This window comes from Cryobacterium sp. Y62 (genome assembly GCF_002929785.1).
GTDB lineage: Bacteria > Actinomycetota > Actinomycetes > Actinomycetales > Microbacteriaceae > Cryobacterium.
In genome coordinates, this window is sequence record NZ_PJJK01000104.1 from 1 (window position 1) to 22,954 (window position 22,954).

The window sequence follows — 22,954 nt, forward strand, 5'->3', positions numbered from 1 at the left end:
GAACTCGGGTGGGTAGGGCTTGGGCATGATGACATCTTTCCAGTGAAGACGAATCTCCACAGGTCAGGAGTCAACCAAACCGGGGGCAGTCCCTTCCTTGGCTCGGTCTCGGGTGCGTTTGTCTTTGATGTTGCAGAGCGCCAGCTAGAGCATCTTGATCGCGGCTTCGTCGCTGGGGAAGTGGCCGCGGTTCTTGGTCACTTTCCGAAGTTGGTAGTTCAACGATTCGATGCTGTTGGTCGTGTAAATGACGCGGCGCAAATCCGGCGGAGAGGCCAGGAACGGGGTGAAGCGTTCCCAGGCATCCTCGAACGTTTTCGCTGCTGCCGGATATTTCACACCCAGGGGTGACGCCGCGAACGTGAGATCAACGCGCTCCACGCTTGGTCGAACCGGCGACCATGCCCGCGCCTGATCGATAAACTTTGGATATGTCAGACCAGCACTTCGAGCAGGACGAAACCCTGCGCCTTCCCACTGTTCAGTTTCGCGTCGTTCTTGACCTAGGCGCCCGGCTCGCGGCGGCCATCACCCTGCCCCCGGAGCTGGCCCATCCCGACCTGTTTGCCGACCGCGACGATGAGGGTGAAGCCCTCAACCTGTCGATCGACTACGACAGCGGTCAGCTGCACGTGCTGCTCGACGAAGCCGGTCCCAGCTTTCACTATCACGGTACTGCCGACCCGTACGAGAGCCCGTGGCCGAAGGACCAAACCGCCATTCTGCTGGAATGGGCGCTCGTCTTGGTGCAGGAGATCGACGGCCAGGACGAGCTGCTCAACTCGATCTATGAGGCCGCAGAGTGGTTCGAACAGGGCTTCACGCTGTATGTACCCGAGACCGAACCGACCCAGCTCGAATTGATTGAGGTCGACATCATCGGCGAACTGTTGACCCTCCCGTGGCTCGGCTCCGGGCGGGTCGATCACGAGCACATCGACGGCGACAATCACCCGATCGCGTTGCTCTGGAACATGAACAACGACGACCCCGACGCGCCCATCGCTCGCGCCTGGCTCGACCCGACTACCGGTCTGCCGCGTACCGCTGCTGAGTCCGGCGTGGACTGGAACGCCGTCGCCATGAGCGAAGACGAGGTGCTGCAGTGGTTGGTCGGCATCTACACCAACCACCACGTGGCCGCGACACCAGAAGCGCAGATCATGCGCGCCGCGCTCGAACGCATGGGCGGCATTAGCTGAGCCGGCTCTTTCGCGACCCACGGGTGAGCGCCGTGAGCAGACGTTCGAGCGGACCCTTTCCCAGAAAATAGTGCCACAGACTGGTCAGGATGAATGTGAGCAACAGCATCCAGGTCAGCAACGGCCAGCCGGGGTAGTCAACCTCCCGGCCGCCCGCTACCACGATGGCCAGGACCATAATCTGCAGCGTGTAAACGGTCAGCGCCATCGATCCGGTCGCTGCGACCGGCGAGAGGATGCCGCGCACCGCACGACCCAGCCGGCCACGATTCACCGCAGTGAGCCAGAGCAGCGCGCCGATTAGCGCGATGGCGAGCCCGCCAGAGCCGATCACCTCGGCGATCGATCCCGAGTGCGCCTCAGCGCTGACTCCGGACAGCACGATGGCCGCACCGTAGCCGGCCACCGTCGCTGAAGCGCCGACACCGACGAGGGCGACCTGGGTTTTTACACGTCGCAGATCGGACCGTGCGACGATGAGACCGGCCAGGAGAAACGGCATCCAGATCAGCACCGGGTAGGTGCCGTTGAGAAAGAAATAGTCGACGAAATAGCCGAGCTCGGGCTGGTCGACATTCACGTCAGCTTGGGCGGCGCCGAGCATGGGCGCCCCCAGCAGAAACGCGACGCCGATCAGGCCGAGCAGCCACCGACGTAAAAAAAGCAGCGGCAGAAGTAGCAGAAACATGAGGGCGTAGAAATGCAGGATGATGGCGATGCCGCTGTGCAGGCTCGATAGCACCAGGCCGAGCAGAAACAAAAATAGCGCGCGCACCATAATGCCGAATACGCGATCTGAACGCTGACCCCAGCCCAGCGGATGTGCCGATCCGGTCATGATTCCGAGCGATATTCCGGCCAGGGTCGCGAACAGAATGGAGGAGCGCCCATCGACAAGCAATTCGGCATCACCCGCGCGCGGAACGGCATGGGCTACAAACATGCCGATGATCGCGAGCCCGCGAGCGATGTCGATGGCAACGACCCGTTTGCCCTGGTCAGGCCGCGTCTGCATGAGAATAGGCTACGGGTTCTCGCGGCCTCACGCAGACGGGTTCGCGCTTTCAGCCAGCGCGCCGGTCAGATGAAGGGCCAGCGTGGTCGGCTGTCATCAGCTATTGCTGGCTGGCAGATTGCTGCGCATCAAGCGCGACGCTGCAAGGCACATTCTGCACAGTCGCTGCCGCAGGCACGATCATATCGCTCTGGCCACGCTTCTTCGACACTGTACATCGATACGGAGCCGTCGATTTCGTAGTGCTCGGTGGTTTGAGCTGCTGCATCCGCTCGCCTAAAGGTGGCACGTGCTTGAGAAGTTGGCATCCGTGCAAACCTCTCAAACACGTGCCGCGAGCGCTAGCTAGTGTCACGAGTCTGCGCGTGATGGCTGGCAACCTCATGCCAGAAAGTGTGGCACCGTTCGTGCAACCCAGCGCCGATGGTAACGTCACCTAGGTCTGCCCAGCGATTGGCAGCAGTGCCCGTCTGTTTGCTCATCTCCTAGGAACTCCCTCATGCCGCAACGCCTGAACCTGTCCAAGAACCTACCGCGCAGCTTGGTCGGGTTGTCGCGCGAGATCCTGCAGGACTTGCAGCAGTTGGCGCGCACGCCCTCCCTGCTCGTGGCGTGTAACTACGGCGGCACCCTGTCGTATCACGGCGCTTCCGATGTGCCCTCCAAGCTGCTCACCGAATCGGCGCTCGCACTGCGGGCGCTTGCCGCGCTGCCCAACACTCACACGGCCGTGATGAGCGGGCGCACCCTGCGCGATCTTGCCGCTGATTCGCGGCTGCCCCGCGAGGTGCACCTGGTCGGCTCGAACGGCGCTGAGTTCGACTCGGAGTTCTTCGACACCGAGGACGGCGACGCGACCAGGCAGGATTCCGGTGCGGCCCTCGACCGGTTGCGCTCCCGCCTCGGCGTCAGTGCCGCCTTCTTCGCGGGCGACGGTGCGAGCGACGAGATGGCGATGAACACCCTGCACGGCCCCGACCTGGGAATTCACATCGGCGACGGCGAATCCGTCGCCGCGCACCGGGTCAGCGGTCCGGAAAAGCTCGCACAACTACTGGCCCTGCTCTTTGAACTGCGTAAGGACTGGCTGTTCGGCCAGCACGTCGTTGCCATAGAACGCCACTCCATGATCGGCGATGGCACGTCGACTGCCCTCGTGACGCCGGAAGCGCGCATCTGCTGGATGACGCATCCTCTGCCCGATTCTGGCTCACTGTTCGCGAGTATTCTGGGCAGTGAAGAGGCCGGTCACTTCTCGATCGAACCGGTCAAGAAGAGCCGCGTGCTCGGCCAGCGCTATGTCGACAACACCATGATCGTCGAAACCCGTTGGGCAGACGTGACTGTGACCGACTACATTGAGCCCTCGCCGCTCGGCATCACCAACCTCGTGCGCAAGCTCACCGGCACCGGTCTGGCTCGCATCGTGTTCGCGCCGCGCCCCGACTACGCCGTTGCCCACTTCAACATGCACGCGGACGGCGGTCTCGTCACCATCACCGGAACCCCCGACCCCATCGCGCTGTCGGCGCCGGGCGTCGAATTCACGGTCACCTCCGACGGACGCAACGAGACGGCCACGGCCATCGTCGACCTGTCGCAGGGCGCGGTCATGCTCAACCTGCGCTGCGGCGACACCGAGCCGTATATTCCGGATGCTGCCGGCGAAGCAGCCAGGCGCGGCGCGGTCATGAATGATTCCCGTGCCTGGGTGAACACACTCACCCTGCCGAGCGTGAAGCCGTCGCTCGTGAGCCGCTCCGCGCTCGTGTTGCGTGCCCTTTGCTACGAACCGACCGGTGCGGTGCTCGCTGCCTCGACGACGTCATTGCCCGAAGGTATCGGCGGAACCCGCAACTGGGACTACCGCTACTGCTGGCTGCGTGACGGATCGATGACGGTCAAGGCGCTCGTCGACCTCGGATCGACCAACGAAGCCGACGGCTTTTTGCACTGGCTGGCCGGCGTCGTTGAAGACAGCCCCGGCGCTCAGTGGCTGCATCCGCTCTATTCGGTCACCGGCTCGTCGCTGTCGACGGAGGCGAGCCTCGAATCACTGCCCGGCTACGCCGGATCTCGCCCGGTGCGCATCGGAAACGCCGCAGACAATCAGGTGCAGATCGACGTCTTCGGACCGGTCGCCGAGCTCATGGACACGCTCAGCGCCCGGCAGGGAACGCTCTCGGACTTTCAGTGGCACCTGCTCACCGAGATGGTCGAGGCCGTCACCAGCCGCTGGCAGGAACCCGACCACGGCATCTGGGAGGCCCGGCGCTCGCCGCGGCACCACACCTATACCAAGACGATGTGCTGGGTGACGGTGGATCGTGCCATTCGCACCGCCGTTCGGCACGGTCGCGAGGTCGGTGCCGGGTGGCAAGAACTCGCCATCACGATTCGCGACGAAGTGCTGCGCGAGGGCTGGAGCGAGGAAGCCCAGTCGTATACCGTCGCCTACGACAGCCCGGATCTGGACGCCGCCGTGCTCCATATCGGGCTGTCTGGCCTGCTCGACGTCAACGACGAACGATTTCAGAAGACGGTCAGCGCTGTCGAGCGCGAGCTGCGCGTTGGTCCGACCGTGTTCCGCTACCGCTACGACGACGGGCTGCCCGGGCTTGAAGGTGGCTTTCACATTTGCACGACCTGGCTGATCGAGGCCTACGTCCTGGCCGGGCGCCTCGATGAAGCTGAAGCGCTGTTCAACCAGCTGGTCATCCTGGTCGGCCCGACGGGGCTGCTTTCGGAGGAGTTCGATCCGGCCACCGAGAAGCACCTCGGCAACCACCCGCAGGCGTACTCGCACCTCGGCTTCATTCGCTGTGCGCAGCTCCTTGACGAGCACCGCGGGCGGTAGCGTGGGCCGGTTTTTGCGTGTCCGCAGTGAGGATGCGCCCGGGTCTCGGACACATGTCCGAAAAGTGCTATACTGAATGGATGAATTCGTTGACTGACCCTGGCCTCCTGGCCGAGGTGCCGGTCGACGTTCTCGTCGATTCGTCAAAGCTCACGCACGACCCGCGCGCCGAGCGCACCCGCGGGCTCATCCTCACGGCGATCCGTACGTTAATTGCCCAGCCGGCAGCATCCGTTTCAGTGGCCGAGATCGTTCGTCTGGCCGGAATCAGCCGCAGCTCGTTCTACGCGCATTTCGCTAGCCTCGACGTTCTTGCCGCCGAGCTGCTGCAGGCGCAGTTCGCCGACATCGGCTCGGCTGGCCTGGCTTTGCAGCCGGCGCGCGTCGGCGAGAGCGCGGCCCGATTCGGGTATGGTCGCCTTGTCGCGCACATGGTTGAAAATTTTCCCCTGTACGCGAGCGTGCTCGAGCTGCCGTTGACTCGCAGTGCGCACGATCAAATCATCGAGGCCTACGCCACCCGCATGCTCGAGTCGGTGCTTGTCTTCGACGAGACCGTGAACGCCGAGCTGGTCATGACCTATGTCGCCGGCGGTGCACTCACCCTGATCGGCTCCTGGATGCGTGGCCACCTCGACGTATCCGACGACGAACTTGTTGACCAGCTCGTGGCGCTGCTGCCCGGTTGGCTGCTCGACCCCCAGATCTCAAGCGCAACGCCCTTACGCGTTGCATCACCCACACAACACTGAAGGCGCATTCCATGAAGATTGAAATCGGCGAAACTCTGGTTTACCCACACCACGGCGCGGTCACCATCACGGCCCTCGCAACCCGCACGATCAAGGGCGTCGAAAAGCAGTTCATGACCCTCAACGTGCACACCAGCGCGCTGACCATTCAGCTGCCGGTCGACAACGTCGAGCTCGTCGGCGTGCGCGATGTCATCGATGCCGCCGGCGCAAGCGCCGTCTATGAAATTCTCCAGAACGCCTTCACCGAGGAGCCGGGCAACTGGTCACGCCGTTACAAGGCCAACCAGGAAAAGATGGCCAGCGGCAGCGTCTACCGGGTCAGCGAGGTCGTGCGCGACCTGTGGCGTCGCGACCAGGACAAGGGCGTTTCCGCCGGCGAAAAGCGGATGCTCGAAAAGGCGCGTCAGATTCTCGTCTCTGAGCTCGCTCTGGCCCAGGGCCTAACCGACCAGGAAGCCGGTGACCTGCTGCTCATCGAAATTCAGAACTACGTCGTCAGCGATGAGCCGGTGGAAGTAGCGGTCTAGTCTGACCGACCGCGCACCCAGATCGGGCGCGGTCGTCCGCTGGTCAAGCCGGGCCCGGGTAACTAGCCGGCAGGCTACGAGCGCGGCGCGGCGTGCGACTTGCGGATGCGGCGGCCGTCAGCAATGGTCTGCATCTCCTTCAGGGCGGCCTTCTGGCTCTTCCGGGTTCCGCGGGGCGGCAGCTGAATGTTCGCTTCGGCGGCGATGCCCGCCTGCAGTTGGCGGCCACGTTCGAGTTCGGCGTCGAACTCGGCACCGAACAGCAGAGCGAGGTTGGTCAGCCACAGCCAGAGCAGAAAGATCACGATGCCGGCCAGCGAACCGTAGATTTTGGCGTAATTCGAAAACGTCGTGACGTAGAATCCGAATCCCAGGGATGCGATGACGATCGCCACGAGCGCGACCAGCGCCCCGAGGCTGAGCCCGCGAAACTTCGGCTGCCGCACGTTCGGTGTGAAGTAATACAGCACCGCGATCAGCAGCACCACGGCGGCCGCGAGCAGCGGCCACTTGGCAATGGACCAGACCAGCTGCACGGTCTGGCCAAGCCCGAGGGCTACGCCGACGGCATCCGTTATGGGGCCGCTGATCGCCAGGATCAGCACGGAGACGAGCAGCAGGGCGATGCTGATGACGGTGACGAGCAGTTGCGTGGGTTTGAGCTTGAAAAACGTTCGCCCCTGGCCGAACACCCCGAGCAGCGAGACCAAGGCGATGAGCGCCGGAAACAGCGACAGCACGGCGTAATAGGTGAGCGATGCGGCAATGTCGGTGCACTGGTCGGTGCCGAATTCGCTCAGGGTGCGTTTGACGATGTACTTCCACGACCGCTTCGACACCTCGGCCGGTGTATCCGGTTTGCGGTCGTCGTCGGCGCCCGAAACCGCCGAGGTTGCGTACAGGTTCAACATTGTGCTTTCTTTCCTGGCGTGATGATTGACCCAATAGTCAGGGGAGTGCGGTGCGCGGCGGGCCTGAGTGCCCGACACGCACCGGAAACTGGCCTACTTTTTGAAGACGTCCTTGACGTCTTCGCCGACCTTCCTGGCGCTCGCTGAGGTTTGATCGGCACGGCCTTCGGCGACCTTGGAATCGTCGTTGATCGCCTTTCCGACGGCCTCCGTAGCTTTGCCCTTGAGGTCCTGCGCGGCGTTCTTGATTTTGTCTGATGCACTCATCGTGTTCTCTCTCTCGTGTGCTGTTTTCGGGGGAACGTTTCGGCGCGGGCGCGTCGAACGTAGGTAGGGGGCATCCAGTTGAGTCGCGATTTAGGGGATGCGGGTGTTGCGGCTGGCACGCACCCGGAAACCTCCGCTGATCTGCAGCAGGGCCAGGATGCGCAGGCCCAACAGCCCATCGAGGGCGTTCAGGGCCTGTTCGACGATGTGCACGACGTCCGTCGGGGAGGTTCCGCGACGACAGGTCACCGAGATCTTGAGTACGGCGTCGCGGGTGACCCGATAGGTCGAGACGCGGGTCGACAAAAATTCGGGGTGCTCGTCGAGCGCCCGCTGCAGCAATTGTTCAGCGACGGCGGAATCAACCTGGGTTGCACCCCAATTCGTCGTATTTTCGCTGATCAGGTGGCCGGAATGGCCGCGCCCCTGCCGCAGAATGAAGCTGAGCAGCAAGACAGTGACCGCCAGCAACACCGCGAGGGTGGCGATCCACAGCCAGCTGTGCGCTGTGCCATCCGGGTCGGTTCCGACGAGTGGCGTAGCCCGGAGCCAGCCTACGACCGTCGTGCGGGCTGTGTCGGCAACCTCGGTCCAGGCATCCCGAATCGCGGTTCGCGTGGCGAGCAGGCCGAGTAGTACGGCTGTGGCGAGCAACACCAGGCCGGCCACGAAAACGACGCTGCGGTTGAGCGCGCGGTTGGTGTTGTTCACGCTCCGACCCTTCCTCCGGCGGCCACGACGACGCGGGTCTCTAGCGCCGGTCGCAGTTGTAAACCGTTGAGCTGGTCGCGCACGGCCTGCTGCACCGCGTCGCGCTGCACCGTTCGGCCCGAGGTCGGGGTCAAGTGCACAGTGGCAAAGCGGCGCGAGACGCTGACCCGGGTATTGTCCGGGGCGATCCCGCCGACGCGAGCGGCGCGCCTCGCCACGGCGGATGCGATCACCTCGTCATCGACAACGGTCACCGTGCGCTCCGAGTCGATCAGGTGCCTGGCGCGGCGCCCGGGGGCAACCGCAACGACCAACAGCATGAGACCGAGCAGGGCGCAGCCCGCCGCGATCGCTCCCAGCAACGGAATGGACATGTTCGAAGCGGATGCAACGCCAGCGGCAAGTTCGGCCGGCGTCGCAAGCAGGGCCGGCTGGCCGAGCAGCAGCAGCACCATCTCGGTACCCAGCCAGCCGCACGACAGAATGACCACGACAGCCACGGCGATGGCCGCAGCCGACCGAGGCGAGTGAAGTTCGCGGCGACCGATGCGGGCGCTCCGCGCGGTCGTCGTCACGGCGGACCGGTCTATCCCGCCGTGCATGACGGTCGCGCTGCTCATCGCACTCGCCGTTCCCGCTGCACATCAACGCCAGTCAATCGCACGGTGACCCGGCCGATATCGGCGCCGGTCAGTTCACCGACGCGGCGACGAATCTGAATCTGGGCCGTGGCCGACCGAGCCAAAATGGTGCCGCCCGTGCGCGCGAGGACGGCCGGTTCGCGGCTGACGTGCCAGAGCGGAACGACGCGAATCGAGGTGCTGATCGTGAGCGCGAGCATACCGTGGTCGTCGCCGAGTTCGACACTGACCCGGTCTGGTGCCACCCCGAGCGACTCGGCGGTAGCCAGTCCGACGATCCGGCGCAGCGCGTTCGGCGCGATTCGAGTACGCCCGCGGGTCGCGGGCGGCGCGATTGTCGTGCCCGGCGCATCCGCTCTGGCGGTCGTTTCACCGAGAAACCAGTCGGTCGCCACGCTCATGACGAAGAACGCTTTCCCTGAAAGGCGCCGATCAGTGAACCGAGATCGAGGCGGCCGTCAATTACGCGGCCAACGAGCGAACCGACCAGCATGGCCAACGCCACGAATAGAAACACCCAAAAACCCAGAATGACCCAGGTCAGCGCCAGAATCGCTCCGACCAGCATGCCGGTGCGGGTTGCGCTGGTCACCGCAGTGCGGCTTTGTTCGGCTCAGCCTCGACCTCGTCGCTGGGCAGGTGAATGTCAACGATGGTCACGTTGACCTCGGTGACTTCGAGTCCGACGAGGTCTTCAATGGCCCGAATCACACTCGAGCGGATGTCGTCGGCCACCTGCTGCAGCTGCACCGGGTACTCGGCGACGATGGTCACGTCCACGGCGACCTGCGTTTCGCCGACCTCGACCGAGATGCCCTGGCTCACATCCGTGTTGTTCATGGCCTCGCGGATGGCGCCAAGCGCCCGGGCCGCGCCGCCGCCGAGGGCGTGCACACCGCTGACCTCGCGGGCGGCAATGCCGGCGACCTTGGCCACGACGCCGTCATTGATCACGGTTCTTCCCGTGCCGGTGAGCGGTTCGCCGGCCAGAGCCGTGCCGACGGGTAGGCGGTTGCCGGGCGGCGTGGTTGCAGAACTGGTGCCGTTGGTGTCGCTGAGGTCCATGGGTAGCTCCTTGAGATCGGGCCAGCTGTGCAGGCCGAAAGCGGATTGTTACCTGTAGGACGAAACCTGTGGCATATTCGTCACGCGAAGGTGAGGAAAATTTTTGAATCGTTCGCACGAGGAGGTGACGTGCCCGGAACAGTGCGTGAGCAGGTCGCCTCGCCGTTGGATACGGCAGCCGACCGGATGCTCGCCGACCGCGCCGCCGACGGCGACCTCCGAGCTTTCGAGGTGCTCGTGCGCCGGTATGGACCGCTCATGCGGGTCTACGCCACCCGGGTTCTCGGGTCTAATGACGAGACCGACGACGTGGTACAGGAATCGTTCATCACTGCCTGGCAGCAGCTCGGCCGACTCGAGGATGGCAACGCCGTGAAGAGCTGGCTGATGCGCATCGTCAGCCGCAAGAGCATCGATCGGCTGCGCGTTCGCCGCCAACACGTGAACATCGATGACACGGATGCCCCGGCGCCAGAGCGCACCGCCCCGCATGCCCTGGCCGAGGTCGAGTCGCAAACCGAAGCGCTGGCCCGAGTGCTCGCTGCTCTCCCCGAGGACCAACGGCGCTGCTGGACTCTGCGCGAAATCGCCGAGTACAGCTACGGTGATATTGCCGCCGAGTTGAACCTGCCCACATCGACCGTGCGCGGATTGCTGGCCCGGGCGCGCAAAACCTTGCTTCGCGAGATGGAGGAATGGCGATGACCGAACTGACGCCGGCAGATCGGCGCTTCGTCACCTTCGACCTCGACGACACCGATCGCGAAGAGGCCGGCCTGAACGGCCACACTATTGAACAACTCAGCGACTACCTCGACCGGGGCGGGCTACCAGCTGACCCGAGCATCGACGATTCGCCGGACTGCGAAATTGCCCTGCGCGGTCTCGAGCGCCTACGCCGAGCGCAGCTGTCGCTGCTTGAGCGCGACCTCAAGCGGGAATCCCTCCGCAACGACAGCTGGGTCGCATCGGTTCTGGAGAACATCAGCCTGGAGGCGCACGCCGGCCGGGAGATCCCGCTGGCGCACTCGTCACCGACGGCGCGTCTCGTTGTGACCGAGGGTGCTGTTCGGGGTATTCTGCGGGAGACCGGGGACCGACTGGAGAACATTTTGGTCGGACGGTGCGTGCTCGTCGGAGACGTCAGCGTGCCCGGTGAACCCATCACGATTTCGGTAGATGCGACTGTATTCCCGGGGCAGAATATTCCGGCGGTGGCCGAGCAATTGCGACAGGCGATGTATGTCGCTTTAGGAAAATACACGGAACTGGTCGTCGCGGCCATCGATATCACGGTGAGTAATCTGTATACCGCGCCCGATGCATCCGCTCATGAACAGGAGCGATGATGTCTCCGGTGCATCCCTCGACCGACGAACTCGACCAGGTGGTGCGTCGGGTTGCGGGCGTAAACTCTTTGTATCCCGCGGGGCCCCTCCGCGCGAAGGTGGTCACAGCCACCCTCGGTGCCCTGACGCATCGTCTGCCCGCAGCCTCGGTGGTGGTCAGGACCCAGGGTGCCGACGGCGTTCGGGTCACGGCCAAGATCGGCATCACTGCGGACGAGTCGGCCGGCGAAGTTTCGAGGCGTGTGCACGATGCGATCGCTGCGCACCTGCGGCAATCCGGCGATCCGGCGGTGGCCGAGATCACCGTGATCGTGGCTCGAATCGGGTGAGCGTCTGGACCTGCGCGGGGCCCGTGCTAGCTTGCCCCAGATAAAGCAGAGAGAAATGTTCCTCCAAGCGGATGCTGCGTTGCGCTGCGTCATCGACCAGATCACCCCAGCCCAGCTCGACCCCGACCTCGAGCCCGACCCCGACAGAATCCTGCACCTCAGCTACGGCGATTATCTGCTCAACGAAGCGCTGCAGCACACCACCCTGTATCGGGCCTTCCAAGCCTGGAGTATCGCCAGGCACATGGGCCTTGGCTACTCGCTGCCCGACGATCTGGTCGATAACCTGTGGAAGCAGGTCGCACCCAACATCGAAATGTGGCGCGGTTTCGGGGTTTTTCCGCCCGAGGTGCCGGTTTCCGAGGGCGCGAATCGTGAGGTCCAGCTGCTTGGCAAGGCCGGGTACTGGCGCGCCTAGCTCCGCTACACCCCGATGGCCATCCGCACGCCGAGGGCGATCATGACCACGGCGATGAACGCGTCCAGCACACGCCAGGAGGAGCGCTGGGCAAACAGGGGTCGCAGCATCCGCGCGCCAAAGCCCAAAGCGAAGAACCAGACAAAGCTTCCCGTGATCGCGCCGGCGCCCCACCACCAGCGTTCGCTCGCCCCCTGCTGATTGGCCACCGAGCCGAGAAAGATCAGGGTGTCGAGGTAGACGTGCGGGTTGAGCCAGGTCAGTGCGAGGGTCGTCGCGACGACTGCTCTGGTGCTCTCGTGCGTGATGGCCGCTGCTACGAGCACGCCGGGGCGAAAGGCGCGCACTGCGGCGAACATACCGTAGCTCAGGAGAAAGCCGACGCCGAGTACCTGCACGACGACCAATACAACCGGGGCGGTTCGAATGAGAGCGCCGATTCCCACAATGCCGGCCAGGATGAGCACGGCATCGGAGACCGAACAGATCAGCACGGCCGCGAGCACGGTGCGGTTTTTGCCCTCGATGCCGAGCCGCAGAATATACGCGTTCTGGGCGCCGATCGCGATGATGAGGGCGAGTCCGGTGCCGAAGCCGAATAGGGCGGGCAGAAGCGTATCGGCGAGGTTCATTTCTTGCTTAGTTTCGGGCGCTCTATTCGGGGGTTACACCGTTGTAGAAGTGCTCGAACACCATGCTCGTGCGGGTTGACGCCACGGCCGGATCGGCGGAGAGATGCTCGAGCACGAAATCGCGTACATCGTCGGTGTCGCGGGCCGACAGGTGAATGATGAAGTCCTCGGAACCGCCGAGAAAGAACAGCTGGACGACCCGGGGCATCACCCGGATCGAGTCGCGAAAGGCCGGGATGTGTGTGCGGGCCCCGGCGCGGATGCTGACGCTGATCAGCGCCTGCAGCCCGAAACCGATCGCCTTGGGATCGACCATGGCCGTGAAATCGGTCACGATTCCACGGCTGACCAGTGAGCGCACCCGGGAGACACAGGTGGACTCGGCGATTCCGGCCGCCGCAGCCAGACGACTGTTGGTGGTGCGGGAATCCGCCTGCAGCGCCGCGATCAGAATGCGATCGACCTCGTCGAGGGTTTCGACCTCCCGAATCCTCTTCGCGTCAGCCATGTCGCTTCTCCTCGTCACCGCATAATTCGTGAAATATTCTTAAAGTCTGGCAGATTCCACGGATTTTACCTAGTGGGAACGAATCAATAGCAGTCTTACCCCTGTCAAAGCCGATGCGTTCGGTACTGGTAACCCGAACCGGATCCCCTATGTTGGTCGGCCTTCCAAGCGGAGCTGTTGTTGGTCGCCGACGCGGTCGCCTGAGCTTTGGTGCCGGCCGGCAGCGGATGCGAATGCGGTCAGGAAGTCGCGGCGATGACGCGGTGCAGCGCATCGCGCAACACGACCAGCTCATCGAGCGGAAGATTGAGTGCTTCGACAACTTGCGGCGGGATGGTTTCGGCGACGGAGCGGAGGGCCTCTCCTTGTGCGGTCACGGTAATGTCGAGCGTGCGCTCGTCGGCCTCTCGGCGTTGCCGGCGCACGTAGCCGGTTGCTTCGAGCCGCTTGAGCAGGGGGGAGAGGGTGGCCGGATCAAGGCAGAGGGTCTGACCGAGGCCCCTAAGGGTGCGTGGGCTCTCGTCCCAAAGCGCGAGCATGACCAGATACTGCGGATGCGTAAGGCCGAGCGGCTCCAGAATGGGCCGATACAGTGAGATGACATTGCGTGAGGCGATCGCAAGGGCGAAGCAGACCTGGTTGTCGAGAGCGAGCGGATTCTCGAGCATTGGCGATGTCATGGGCGTTCCGTTCCCGCCGGTTGTTCTTCCGGCCATTAATTAGTACACTAACAGTTATGACACACGGTAAGGACAGCCGCCCGCGAATCAAGGGACGGGGCGGAATGACTGCCTGGCTCAACGGTCGTCTGTTTCCCATTCTGGGACCGCCGCCGGTCGGACTGAATGGGTCGGATCTAGTGCCTGCCGCACCCGCGCCGGTTCGTAGCTGCCCGGTCTGCGCCCAGCCGATGGATCAGCACGACATCGATCGAAGCGGCGCGCGCACCCAGCTGCACTGCCCGTCGCCGCGCACTAAACGGCAGCACTAAGCTGGGCGGCAATCAGGGGAGATCGATGACGACGGATCAGGCCGACCTCGACCTCGCTATTGCCGAGCTGGCTGCCGGCAGCGAGCGATGGGCGGCGACTACCCTCGCGGCGCGCGGCGATCTGCTGACGCGTGTCGCAGCATCCGTCGCCGCCGAAGCCGAGCCCTGGGTGCTCGCGGCCGCGCATGCCAAGAGGCTCGACCCGGCGTCGCCGCTGATCGGCGAGGAATGGCTGACGGGCCCGTACGGCGTGCTCACGTCGTTGACCGCGCTGAAGCGCACACTTCGGGTGCTCAGCACCGGGCGCAGCCCCATTGCGAACCGATGGCTGGGGCGGGCACCGGGCGGTCGGGTTACGGTTTCCGTACTTCCGTACTTCCGTACTTCCGCACAACGCCTGGGACGGGCTCCTGCTGCACGGATTCACCGCCCAGGCCTGGCTGCGACCGGGCGTCACAGCGGCACAGGCCCGCTCCCGGGCCGGACTGGGGCAGCGTGTTCCCGGCAGCGAACCCAGCGACCACTCTGGCCCTAGACCAGACCGTAGGGTAGGCCTCGTGCTCGGTGCCGGAAACATCAGCTCGATCGCACCGCTCGACGTGCTCTACGAACTCGTGGCACACAACCGGGTCTCCATCCTCAAACTCAACGCCACCTTCGATGGCCTGCTGCCGGTCTATCGCGCGGCGCTCGCCCCCCTCATCGACGACGGCCTGCTGCGCATCGTCACCGGCGGCGCGGATGTGGGCGGTTACCTCGCGCAGCACTCCGGCATCGGCCACGTGCACATTACCGGCAGCGCGACCACCCACGACGCCATCGTGTTCGCCGGTGCGAAAACGGATGCCCCGCGCCTGACCAAACCGATCACCAGCGAACTCGGCGGTGTTTCGCCGATCCTCGTACTGCCGGGCCGGTGGAGTGCCCGCGACCTGCGCTATCAGGCCGAACACGTCGCCACCATGCGGCTGCACAATGGCGGCTACAACTGCATCGCCGGGCAGGTGCTCGTGCTCAGCGCAGCCTGGCCGCAGAAGAACGCGTTTCTGGACGCGGTCGAGGCTGCCCTTGCTTTCGCACCGGCTCGGCCAGCCTGGTACCCCGGCAGTGATGAGCGGATGCTCGCAGCCCGCACCGTCTACCCGGCCGCGCGGTCGATCCCTGGCGGGCGCCTGCTCGTGGCAGCGAAGTCAGCTGTACCGGCCGAGGCGAGTCGTGAAGCACCGCAAACGGATGGTGTGGACTCAGCCGAGGCGCGGGCATCCGCTGTGCCGGAAGATATGCTCAGAACTGAATACTTCGCGCCGGTGCTCAGCGTCGTCGAACTTCCCGGCACCGGCCAGGCGTTTCTCGACACGGCCGTCGAGACCGTCAACCGCGACTTTCTGGGCACGCTCGGCGCGAATATTCTCGGGTCGCCAAGCAGTATTCGGCGGCTCGGAGCCGGGTTTGAGCAGGCCGTGGCGCGCCTGCACTACGGGACCATTGCGATCAACGCATGGACCGGCGTCGGGTTTCTGTCAGCGGCGGCGCCGTGGGGTGCGTTTCCGGGGCATACCCTCAGCGACGTGCAGAGCGGCATCGGCGTGGTGCACAATGCTCTGCTGCTCGATGACGTGGAGCGCACCGTCGTGTGGGGGCCTTTTCGGCCGTTTCCGCACTCGATCGTGCACGGGGAGTGGGCGCTGCTGCCGAAGCCTCCGTGGTTCGTGTCAGCCCGAAGTGGCGCGTCTACCGCCCGCCTGCTGACCGAATTCGCCGCGCGTCCCTCGATGCGCCGGCTGCCGGGCATCCTTGCCGCCGCCTTTCGCGCCTGACCCGGTGCAATAGATTGGCAGCACACCCAACGATGCGAGGTTCATTATGACTGGCTGGCGACTGCGCGATTTTCACTCCGACGATCTGGACGGCATTCTGCGCCTGTGGGACGGGATCAAGGCCGCCGACACCGAGCCGGTTTACGGCCTGTCCGAGGTGCTCGCCTCCTGCCAGAAGGACCATGCCGTCGTAGCCCTGCACGGAGATGAGTTGGTCGGTGCCGCCGTCGGCCGCGCCGCGCACGCGCAGGGCTGGATCGTCTTTCTGGCGACCGCGGAAAAATGGCAGAGCCAGGGCATCGGAACGGCTATGCTCGCCGCGCTCGAAGCCCGTATGGCGCCGCACGGCATGACCAAGCTGTCCGCGCTCATGCCCGAATCCGAGACCAAGGTCGACGCGTTTCTCAACCGCGGCTTCGAGGTCAAGAAGAACCTGCGCTATTTCGAACGACACATTCCAGTTCAGCGCGAGGAGCTCAAGCTGCTCGGCGAGCTCGGCGGCCGCGTGCTGCCCCGCGACCTCTGGCAGAAGGTCGGCGGCATGGCGCGCGAGAAGGAACTCCTCGAACGCCGACTGGTCATGCCCCTGGCCAAACCCGAACTGGCCGAGCGATACGGTGTTTCTCCGCCCAAAGCGGTCGTGCTGTTCGGCCCTCCCGGCACGGGAAAGACCACCTTCGCCAAGGCGATCGCTTCTCGCCTGGAATGGTCATTCATCGAGGTGTTCCCATCGCGCCTGGCGGCCGACCCGCAAGGCCTGGCCGGAGCGTTGCGCGAAACGTTCCTGAAGATCTCGGAGCTCGAACACGCGGTGGTGTTCATCGACGAGGTCGAAGAGATCGCGTCCCAGCGATCAGGCGAACCACCATCGGCGATGCAGGGCGTGACCAACGAACTGCTCAAGATTATCCCCGCCTTCCGTGACCAGCCCGGGCGCCTGCTGGTCTGTGCGACCAACTTTATTCGCGCGCTCGACTCCGCTTTCTTGCGTCACGGCCGGTTCGACTACGTCGTGCCGATCGGATTACCGGATGTCGCCGCGCGTCAGGCTATCTGGGAACGCTATATCCCCGAGGCGGTGTCCGACGAGGTCGACCTTGCGGTACTGGTCGAAAAGAGCGAGGGATTCTCGCCCGCCGACGTTGAGTATGCCGCGCATCGGGCGTCTCAGCACGCCCTCGAGAAGGCGCTGTACTCAGCCGACGACGGTCCGGCGATCAATGGGCCGCGCACCGAAGACTATGTCACGGCCATCTCGGAGACGCGCATGACCGTCTCCGCCGAGGTCGCGGCCGAGTTCCTCGAAGACATCGAGCGTCTTGCCCGATTGTAGTCAAACGGATGCCCGGGCCCACCTTCGGAACGTGGGCCCATGACCTATCACGGGCCCGGAAGGGATTGCTGGCTCAGGCGACGGAGTCAGTGATCTCGTCGTCCAGATCGGTGGCTGAGGCCCCGGGGATCAAAACCGTAACGGGCGCGCGCCCCGCTCGCGGGCGCTGCCCGGTCTTGACTCTCGCCTGGTAGAGGTGGGACTCAACCGTGCGTACCGATACGTAGAGTGCAGTCGCGATCTGTCGGTTGGTCAGGCCTCGCTCGGCCAGTATGGTGATCTCTTTCTCCCTCCCGGTCAACAAGCGAGCGCCGTCGGAGGCCACGAACGACTCAGTGCGTTTCGCGCTGTCGGTTGGTTCCAGAGCCGGCCTGGTCGCTGCGCCGTTCGGAAAGCTCGAGCCCACGTTTGAAACGCTCGGTGCATCGACAGCGATCGACGCGCTGCGGGCATCCGTTTCGCCGTCTCGCTCGGTGAGCAGTCGCGTCACGTGGCCAACGGGCTGCCCGAGCTGCACGAAGATCTCGATCAGCCAGGAACGAATGATGGGGGAACGATTACCGGCCGTTTCGTAGAGGTAGACGGCCAGTAGCTGAGCGCTGTCGGTGCCCGAATTGAGCAGAAACCCCAGATCGAACCGGTCGGTCGTCGTTGACCTGCGGGCAGCGGATGCCGCCGCCATCAGCCCCAGCCGGGCGAGCGAAGTCGCGCGCAGGCATTGCAGCCACGGCTGCCAGCGGTCCTGTTCGCTCCCGGCCGGCCGGCTCAATTCTCCGCCGACGAAGCCCAGCAGCGCCAAGCTGCCCAGGTCCCCCTGGCGGATGGCGCTGGTGATCCAACCGTCCACCTCCTCGAGTGCGCCGGAACGGTCGAAACAGGTCAGGCAACGGATGGCGGCGTCGGTCTGAAAAATCTCCAGGGCTAAACCCTCAGCCGAGTACACATCCGATTCGCGGAGCGACCGGTCGCGCTCATTGAGGTCGGTAGCGAGATCAAGCAGGCGCACTGCTTCGACGGCGCGCCCCAGCTGGGCGAGGCTTAAGGCTGTCAGGCAGGCCGCGTGAATGCGGGTGACGGTGTCGTAGCCGGGCGTGCGAGCGAGGCTTTGACCGGCGGTGACCGCGAGCGGCCACTGCTGATTCTGCACCGTTTCGGTCAGGCTAATGAAGGCCAACTCGCCGGCCATCGTGGGGTCGCCGGTAAACCAGCCTGCCGCCCGTACATGCAGCGCAGCAAAATCGATGCCGGTCATGACGCCGAAGGTTGCCAGTTCGCGCAGCCAGCGCAGCAACACAACGCCGTCGGCCGGCATGCGCAGGTACTCTTCCGCCTCGGCCAATTCCGCCAGGGCTGCTGCCGGGCGGCCGTCGCCGGCCAAGGCCCGAGAATACTCGATCAGCGTCGATAGCCCGGGGGCGAGCCGCAGAGCGAGGCTCGCGAGCAGCAATGAGCGGTCAGTGAGGCCTCGCCTGCCGCTGCGCTGGGCGGCGATGAGCAGAATATCGGCGACGGTGTCAGCGGGCAACCGGTCGAGTACTTCGGGAAGCAGGGCAGCGGATACCGTCCAGCTGTCGGCGATGACGAGGCTCTCGGCCGAGGTCATCACGCCGCCGTGCGTGCGGTCCATCAGCAGCAGGTCGACGATTTGGGCCGTCATGTTCCGTAGTAGGTCGGGATCACAGTCGGCCAGCGCGCCGTCGGAGAACATGGTCGGGGCATGCAACCGACCGGCCGGCCGTCGGTGTAGAAAGCCCCGACGCAGCAGGTCGCGCAGGGCTACCGGGCGGCACAGCAGAGTCGCGTGCGAGTAAGAAATGCCATCCAACCGGCCGATCAGGGCGAGCACGGCGAATTGGTCGGGCGTCAGATCGCGCAATTGATGCGCCACCACATCGAGAATTCTCCGCGACGGCGGGAATCGTGAGAAGGAGACCAGCTCCTGGTCGTCGGGCGGCTGTTGCTGGCGCATGACTTCGGCCGTGAGCTCCCGTAGTAGCATTCGAGACCCACCGCTGCGTGAGTGCAGCAGCGCGCGAGCACCGCGTTCGAATTGACCGGTCGGAGCGAAGTGGGTTACGAGCTCCGACGATTCAGCGGGGGAGAGCGCTTCCAAGTCGACGCGGTCGGCGCCGCCCTTGACCCATAGCTCGTCGACCAGGCGAACCGTGGCAGCGTCGGTCGCCGGCCCGGTCGGCAGCAGATCGCTCGCCAGAAGCAGTACGATCTCGCCCCCGACGGCCAGTCGATACAGGCAATCCATGGTCTGGGCATCGAGCAGGTGCGCATCGTCCACGCTGATGACCGGCCGCTCGCACTGGCCGTGATCGCGCGCGTACTTCAGCAGCCGAGTAGCGGTGACCGGCCTGGTCCCACCGAGTGCGAGGGCGAGACGCAGGTTGGAGCCGTTGCTGATCGACCCAAACGGTACCGCGTGCGAGAGTGCGGTGGCCGCGATATCGACCGGGTCGCCGCCATCCGAGCGCAGTATCGTTGCCACCGACCCGAGCAACTGGGATTTGCCGTAGCCAGGCGGTCCGAAGATGACGACGCTGCGCCCCGACTGTACGATGTCGGCGATGCCCCGAGCATTCCGACCAACGGTTGCGGGGGCGTTGACCGGCATCCGCTTCCCGTCCTGGTGCTTTTGGCCGTCCACGTCGCCCCCGGTTCGGCCGATGCATACCGCCTTGCGCCAGGACCTATAAAAAGATGTTGAGCATTACGATACCCACTTTTGAGGGGTATTGATCCGGCGGGGAGTCCTTAGGCTACTGGGATCGAGAAACTGACTACTGGTTTTTCCTGTCAAAGAACTGACCTTTGTTCAACTTGTGCTAGTGGGCGCTGGTAATGCCGCAGAGTCGTTCATCAAGACGGTGAGCGGATGCCGCCGCCGCGGCCCCAGCGCCCGCTACACGCTCGCGAGGACTTCGCGCGAGTTTCTGTCCGGCCTTGACTCGCGCGTGATAAAGATACGATTCGATCGTGCGCACCGAAAGAAACGGCGACTCGGCGATGTCCCCTTGCTCGGGCATTGTGTGGCGATCGACGTGACTTCCTTTTCCCGCTCGGTCAGCACAACCGGCTCGGTCAGCACAACCGGCTCGATCAGGAGCGAGGACGGCACTGTCTGTCATCGGCAGCTGGCGACTGGCCAGCGAGAACCCCTCGGTACGCAGTCGGCTGAGATCGGTGGCTCCCCCTCCCGCCCCGGCGGGGTGTGCATCTTCGAAATTTTCGCCCGCGCAGTATTCATCAGGCCTCCGCGGGCCAGTGAGCTGGCGTGTAGACCATGAATCCATGGGCGCCAGCCCTCACGGTACGGGCGTGCGAAGTGGGCTTTCCGCGGCGCACAGGTCGGCTCCAGCTCCGGATCCGCCGCTGCTGAGGGGGTACAAAAGGGCCAGAGTGACCCGGTCGAACTGGGTGGTTGGGTCGAATTCGCGCACGAGCTGGCCCGATTGCGACGCACTGAGCGGTTCGAGGCTGTTGTCGAACTCACGGGGCGTTACTAGCATGGCAACGAATCAGATTGCTGCACCCGATACCGCAAGGAAACCCCGTGATCATTGAGGCCCAGGGCTTGACCAAGACCTATCAATCCAAGAGCGGGCCGGTGCACGCGCTCGCCGGGCTCGACCTGTCCGTGCCGCGTGGCACGGTCAAGGCGCTGCTCGGCCCGAACGGCGCCGGCAAAACCACCGTCGTCAAAATGCTGACAACTCTGATTCGACCGGATGCCGGCACCGCCGTTATCGACGGAATCGACGTCATTCGCCACCCCAAATCGGTGCGGCGCATCATCGGGGTGTCCGGCCAGTACGCCGCCGTCGACGAGAACCTCACCGGGTTTGAAAACCTCGAAATGGTCGGTCGGCTGTATCACCTGGGCGGCCCGGCCGCCCGCAAACGCGCACAGGAGCTGATCGACCTGTTCGAGCTCACCGCCGCCGGCAATAGACCGGTCAAGGGTTTTTCCGGCGGAATGCGGCGCCGCATCGACCTCGCCGGGGCGCTCGTGATCAATCCCAAGGTGCTCTTTCTCGACGAACCGACGACCGGGCTCGACCCACGCAGTCGCATCGCCCTGTGGGACGTGATCAAACGCCTCGTCGCCGACGGCACGACGGTGCTGCTGACCACGCAATACCTCGAAGAGGCTGACCAGCTCGCCGATGACATCGTCGTGATCGACGACGGCCGGGTCATCGCTGAGGGCACTTCCGATCAGCTCAAGGCGCAGATCGGCGGGCACCGCGTGGTGGTCGCTCTCGTCGACGCTGCCGACGGCGCGGTCGCCCGCGACGTTCTCGCCCGGCACGGATCGGGTATCCCGACGATCTCCACCGACGGCCGGGGAGTCGAAGTTGCCGTCACCGACGGCCCCAACGCGCTGCAGAACATGCTCGCCGACCTGCGCGCCGCAGAGGTCAGCCTGCATGATGCCGGCATGCGCCGCCCAACCCTTGATGACGTCTTTCTCAAGCTCACCGGTCACAAGGCCGACCTCAGCGCGGCCGACGACGACGATTCCAGCGGGCCCAAGCTCTCGAAACGGGCGCAGGCCAAACGAGACAAGGCGCGTGCAGCGAAGGCCGCAGCTGCAGATTTGGAGAGCGTCAAATGAATGCCCGTCACGCTGATATCCCGGCTCAGCCCACACCGTCCGCGTCCGATGCCACTCCCACCGCGTTTGCGATGGCTGACTCTGCCACCACGAAAGCTGCATCGGCCGTAGCCGTCGCGAACGCTGTGCGGGCAGGCGCTCGAGCGGCCGCCCTACCCCCGCTCCCCACCTGGAACCCGTTCTCCCTCTGGTATTCCGACGGCTGGACCGTCACCAAACGCAACCTGATCAAGATCAAGCGTTCGCCGGATATGCTCGTCTTCGCCGTGATCCAGCCCATCATGTTCGTGCTGTTGTTCAGCCAGGTCTACGGTGGCGCCATCGCGGTCGAAGGCAGCGACTACACCCAGTTCCTGATGGCGGGTATTTTCGCGCAGACCGTCGTGTTCGGGGCCACGTTCTCCGGCGCCGCGATGGCGCTTGACCTCAAAGAAGGGATCATCGACCGCTTTCGGAGCTTGCCGATGAACGCATCCGCTGTGCTGATTGGACGCACAAACGGTGACCTAATGCTGAACACCATCTCCATGGTGATCATGATGGCCACCGGGCTCGCGGTCGGCTGGCGGGTCACCACCTCGCCGCCCGAATTTCTAGCAGGAGTCGGGCTGCTACTACTGTTCGGCTACGCGTTCAGCTGGGTGATGGCGCTGCTCGGCATGAGCGTGAAGAGCCCGGAGGTCATCAACAATGCGTCCTTCCTGATTCTGTTCCCGCTGACCTTCGTCTCGAATGCGTTCGTACCGAGTGAAACCCTGCCGACCGCGCTGCGCGTTTTCGCCGAGTGGAACCCAGTATCCTCGCTTGTACAGGCCGTGCGGCAGCTGTTCGGCAACCTCGGCACGGCGCCGGTTCCGGATATCTGGACCATGCAGAACCCGGTGCTGACCGTGTTGATCGGCATCACCGTGATGCTGCTCGTGTTCGTGCCGCTGTGCATTCGCAAGTTCGCGTCGATCAGCTCCCGCTGACCCGGCGAAATCCGAACCACTCTAGAGG

26 protein-coding genes and 1 pseudogene are annotated in these 22,954 nt (G+C 64.5%); 13 read left to right on the forward strand and 14 right to left on the reverse strand.

Annotated elements, in window-relative coordinates; translation table 11 throughout:
- Positions 1-147: 147 nt before the first annotated feature.
- Positions 148-360 (reverse strand): annotated as a pseudogene (locus tag CXY71_RS09005) (transposase); the annotation flags it as partial.
- Between the two features lie 71 nt (positions 361-431).
- On the opposite strand from CXY71_RS09005, the gene CXY71_RS09010 reads away from it, so the two are divergent.
- Positions 432-1,202: a hypothetical protein gene (locus tag CXY71_RS09010; protein ID WP_104135307.1), complete on the forward strand. Its 771-nt coding sequence runs from the start codon at positions 432-434 to the stop codon at positions 1,200-1,202.
- Here the strand turns inward: CXY71_RS09010 and CXY71_RS09015 are convergent.
- Positions 1,195-2,217 carry an acyltransferase family protein gene (locus CXY71_RS09015; protein WP_104135308.1) on the reverse strand — a complete coding sequence of 341 codons (1,023 nt, stop codon included), beginning with the start codon at positions 2,215-2,217 and terminating at the stop codon, positions 1,195-1,197. The genes CXY71_RS09010 and CXY71_RS09015 overlap by 8 nt on opposite strands.
- 499 nt (positions 2,218-2,716) lie before the next feature.
- Between CXY71_RS09015 and CXY71_RS09020 the strand changes: the two genes are divergently transcribed.
- The 3 genes from CXY71_RS09020 (at position 2,717) to CXY71_RS09030 (ending at position 6,356) form a co-directional block, all read left to right on the forward strand.
- Entirely contained in the window at positions 2,717-5,074 is a 2,358-nt protein-coding gene (locus CXY71_RS09020; RefSeq protein WP_104135309.1) for a trehalase-like domain-containing protein, read from the forward strand.
- Positions 5,075-5,154: 80 nt separating this feature from the next.
- Positions 5,155-5,826 (forward strand): TetR/AcrR family transcriptional regulator, encoded by a 672-nt coding sequence (locus CXY71_RS09025; RefSeq protein ID WP_158253035.1) that lies wholly within the window; start codon positions 5,155-5,157, stop codon positions 5,824-5,826.
- 11 nt (positions 5,827-5,837) lie between these two features.
- The gene (locus tag CXY71_RS09030; protein ID WP_104135311.1) at positions 5,838-6,356 is read left to right on the forward strand and encodes a CarD family transcriptional regulator; all 519 of its coding nucleotides are present in this window, start codon (positions 5,838-5,840) and stop codon (positions 6,354-6,356) included.
- Between the two features lie 74 nt (positions 6,357-6,430).
- Here CXY71_RS09030 and CXY71_RS09035 read toward each other — a convergent pair whose 3' ends face one another.
- From CXY71_RS09035 to CXY71_RS09065, 7 genes are all read right to left on the reverse strand, one after another.
- On the reverse strand, positions 6,431-7,267 hold the full coding sequence (locus tag CXY71_RS09035) for a YihY/virulence factor BrkB family protein (protein ID WP_104135312.1): 837 nt from the start codon (positions 7,265-7,267) through the stop codon (positions 6,431-6,433).
- A gap of 93 nt (positions 7,268-7,360) precedes the next feature.
- Positions 7,361-7,534: a CsbD family protein gene (locus tag CXY71_RS09040; RefSeq protein ID WP_104135313.1), complete on the reverse strand. Its 174-nt coding sequence runs from the start codon at positions 7,532-7,534 to the stop codon at positions 7,361-7,363.
- A 90-nt stretch (positions 7,535-7,624) separates the two neighbouring features.
- Positions 7,625-8,245 carry a hypothetical protein gene (locus tag CXY71_RS09045; protein ID WP_104135314.1) on the reverse strand — a complete coding sequence of 207 codons (621 nt, stop codon included), beginning with the start codon at positions 8,243-8,245 and terminating at the stop codon, positions 7,625-7,627.
- Positions 8,242-8,865, reverse strand: a complete 624-nt coding sequence (locus tag CXY71_RS09050) for a DUF6286 domain-containing protein (protein WP_104135315.1) — start codon at positions 8,863-8,865, stop codon at positions 8,242-8,244. Before CXY71_RS09050 ends, CXY71_RS09045 begins: the two co-directional genes overlap by 4 nt.
- Positions 8,862-9,287, reverse strand: coding sequence for a hypothetical protein (locus tag CXY71_RS09055; RefSeq protein WP_104135316.1), 426 nt, complete (start codon positions 9,285-9,287; stop codon positions 8,862-8,864). Before CXY71_RS09055 ends, CXY71_RS09050 begins: the two co-directional genes overlap by 4 nt.
- Positions 9,284-9,478 carry a DUF2273 domain-containing protein gene (locus tag CXY71_RS09060; RefSeq protein ID WP_233198231.1) on the reverse strand — a complete coding sequence of 65 codons (195 nt, stop codon included), beginning with the start codon at positions 9,476-9,478 and terminating at the stop codon, positions 9,284-9,286. The genes CXY71_RS09055 and CXY71_RS09060 overlap by 4 nt, the downstream gene beginning before the upstream one ends.
- The gene (locus tag CXY71_RS09065) at positions 9,475-9,951 is read right to left on the reverse strand and encodes an Asp23/Gls24 family envelope stress response protein (RefSeq protein WP_104135317.1); all 477 of its coding nucleotides are present in this window, start codon (positions 9,949-9,951) and stop codon (positions 9,475-9,477) included. Before CXY71_RS09065 ends, CXY71_RS09060 begins: the two co-directional genes overlap by 4 nt.
- A 186-nt stretch (positions 9,952-10,137) precedes the next feature.
- Here CXY71_RS09065 and CXY71_RS09070 point away from each other — a divergent pair, with 186 nt between their 5' ends.
- From CXY71_RS09070 to CXY71_RS09085, 4 genes are read left to right on the forward strand one after another with little or no spacing between them, the layout of a single operon-like run.
- The gene (locus tag CXY71_RS09070) at positions 10,138-10,656 is read left to right on the forward strand and encodes an RNA polymerase sigma factor (protein ID WP_104135369.1); all 519 of its coding nucleotides are present in this window, start codon (positions 10,138-10,140) and stop codon (positions 10,654-10,656) included.
- On the forward strand, positions 10,653-11,300 hold the full coding sequence (locus CXY71_RS09075; RefSeq protein ID WP_146072785.1) for an Asp23/Gls24 family envelope stress response protein: 648 nt from the start codon (positions 10,653-10,655) through the stop codon (positions 11,298-11,300). The genes CXY71_RS09070 and CXY71_RS09075 overlap by 4 nt, the downstream gene beginning before the upstream one ends.
- Complete coding sequence (locus CXY71_RS09080) at positions 11,297-11,629, forward strand: hypothetical protein (protein WP_146072786.1); 333 nt, start codon at positions 11,297-11,299, stop codon at positions 11,627-11,629. The genes CXY71_RS09075 and CXY71_RS09080 overlap by 4 nt, the downstream gene beginning before the upstream one ends.
- 55 nt (positions 11,630-11,684) lie before the next feature.
- Positions 11,685-12,047 carry a hypothetical protein gene (locus CXY71_RS09085; RefSeq protein WP_146072787.1) on the forward strand — a complete coding sequence of 121 codons (363 nt, stop codon included), beginning with the start codon at positions 11,685-11,687 and terminating at the stop codon, positions 12,045-12,047.
- Between the two features lie 5 nt (positions 12,048-12,052).
- On the opposite strand, the gene CXY71_RS09090 is transcribed toward CXY71_RS09085, so the two are convergent.
- The 3 genes from CXY71_RS09090 to CXY71_RS09100 form a co-directional block, all read right to left on the reverse strand.
- Positions 12,053-12,679, reverse strand: coding sequence for a LysE/ArgO family amino acid transporter (locus CXY71_RS09090; protein ID WP_104135321.1), 627 nt, complete (start codon positions 12,677-12,679; stop codon positions 12,053-12,055).
- A gap of 22 nt (positions 12,680-12,701) precedes the next feature.
- Positions 12,702-13,187, reverse strand: a complete 486-nt coding sequence (locus CXY71_RS09095) for an Lrp/AsnC family transcriptional regulator (protein ID WP_104135322.1) — start codon at positions 13,185-13,187, stop codon at positions 12,702-12,704.
- Between the two features lie 239 nt (positions 13,188-13,426).
- Positions 13,427-13,867, reverse strand: a complete 441-nt coding sequence (locus CXY71_RS09100; protein WP_233204570.1) for a MarR family winged helix-turn-helix transcriptional regulator — start codon at positions 13,865-13,867, stop codon at positions 13,427-13,429.
- A 336-nt stretch (positions 13,868-14,203) separates the two neighbouring features.
- Here CXY71_RS09100 and CXY71_RS21990 point away from each other — a divergent pair, with 336 nt between their 5' ends.
- From CXY71_RS21990 to CXY71_RS09115, 3 genes are read left to right on the forward strand one after another with little or no spacing between them, the layout of a single operon-like run.
- Entirely contained in the window at positions 14,204-14,713 is a 510-nt protein-coding gene (locus CXY71_RS21990; protein ID WP_233204571.1) for a hypothetical protein, read from the forward strand.
- A 22-nt stretch (positions 14,714-14,735) separates the two neighbouring features.
- Positions 14,736-15,995, forward strand: coding sequence for an aldehyde dehydrogenase family protein (locus CXY71_RS09110; protein ID WP_233204572.1), 1,260 nt, complete (start codon positions 14,736-14,738; stop codon positions 15,993-15,995).
- A gap of 46 nt (positions 15,996-16,041) precedes the next feature.
- A complete protein-coding gene (locus CXY71_RS09115) occupies positions 16,042-17,328 on the forward strand; it encodes an ATP-binding protein (protein ID WP_104135325.1) in 1,287 nt (428 codons plus the stop codon).
- Between the two features lie 73 nt (positions 17,329-17,401).
- Here CXY71_RS09115 and CXY71_RS09120 read toward each other — a convergent pair whose 3' ends face one another.
- On the reverse strand, positions 17,402-19,984 hold the full coding sequence (locus CXY71_RS09120) for a LuxR C-terminal-related transcriptional regulator (protein WP_146072788.1): 2,583 nt from the start codon (positions 19,982-19,984) through the stop codon (positions 17,402-17,404).
- A 658-nt stretch (positions 19,985-20,642) separates the two neighbouring features.
- Positions 20,643-20,846, reverse strand: coding sequence for a hypothetical protein (locus CXY71_RS09125; RefSeq protein WP_104135327.1), 204 nt, complete (start codon positions 20,844-20,846; stop codon positions 20,643-20,645).
- Positions 20,847-20,890: 44 nt separating this feature from the next.
- On the opposite strand from CXY71_RS09125, the gene CXY71_RS09130 reads away from it, so the two are divergent.
- Together CXY71_RS09130 and CXY71_RS09135 are read left to right on the forward strand one after the other, a co-directional pair.
- The gene (locus tag CXY71_RS09130; protein ID WP_199184263.1) at positions 20,891-21,955 is read left to right on the forward strand and encodes an ATP-binding cassette domain-containing protein; all 1,065 of its coding nucleotides are present in this window, start codon (positions 20,891-20,893) and stop codon (positions 21,953-21,955) included.
- On the forward strand, positions 21,952-22,926 hold the full coding sequence (locus CXY71_RS09135; RefSeq protein ID WP_233204573.1) for an ABC transporter permease: 975 nt from the start codon (positions 21,952-21,954) through the stop codon (positions 22,924-22,926). Before CXY71_RS09130 ends, CXY71_RS09135 begins: the two co-directional genes overlap by 4 nt.
- The last annotated feature ends 28 nt before the right edge of the window (positions 22,927-22,954 follow it).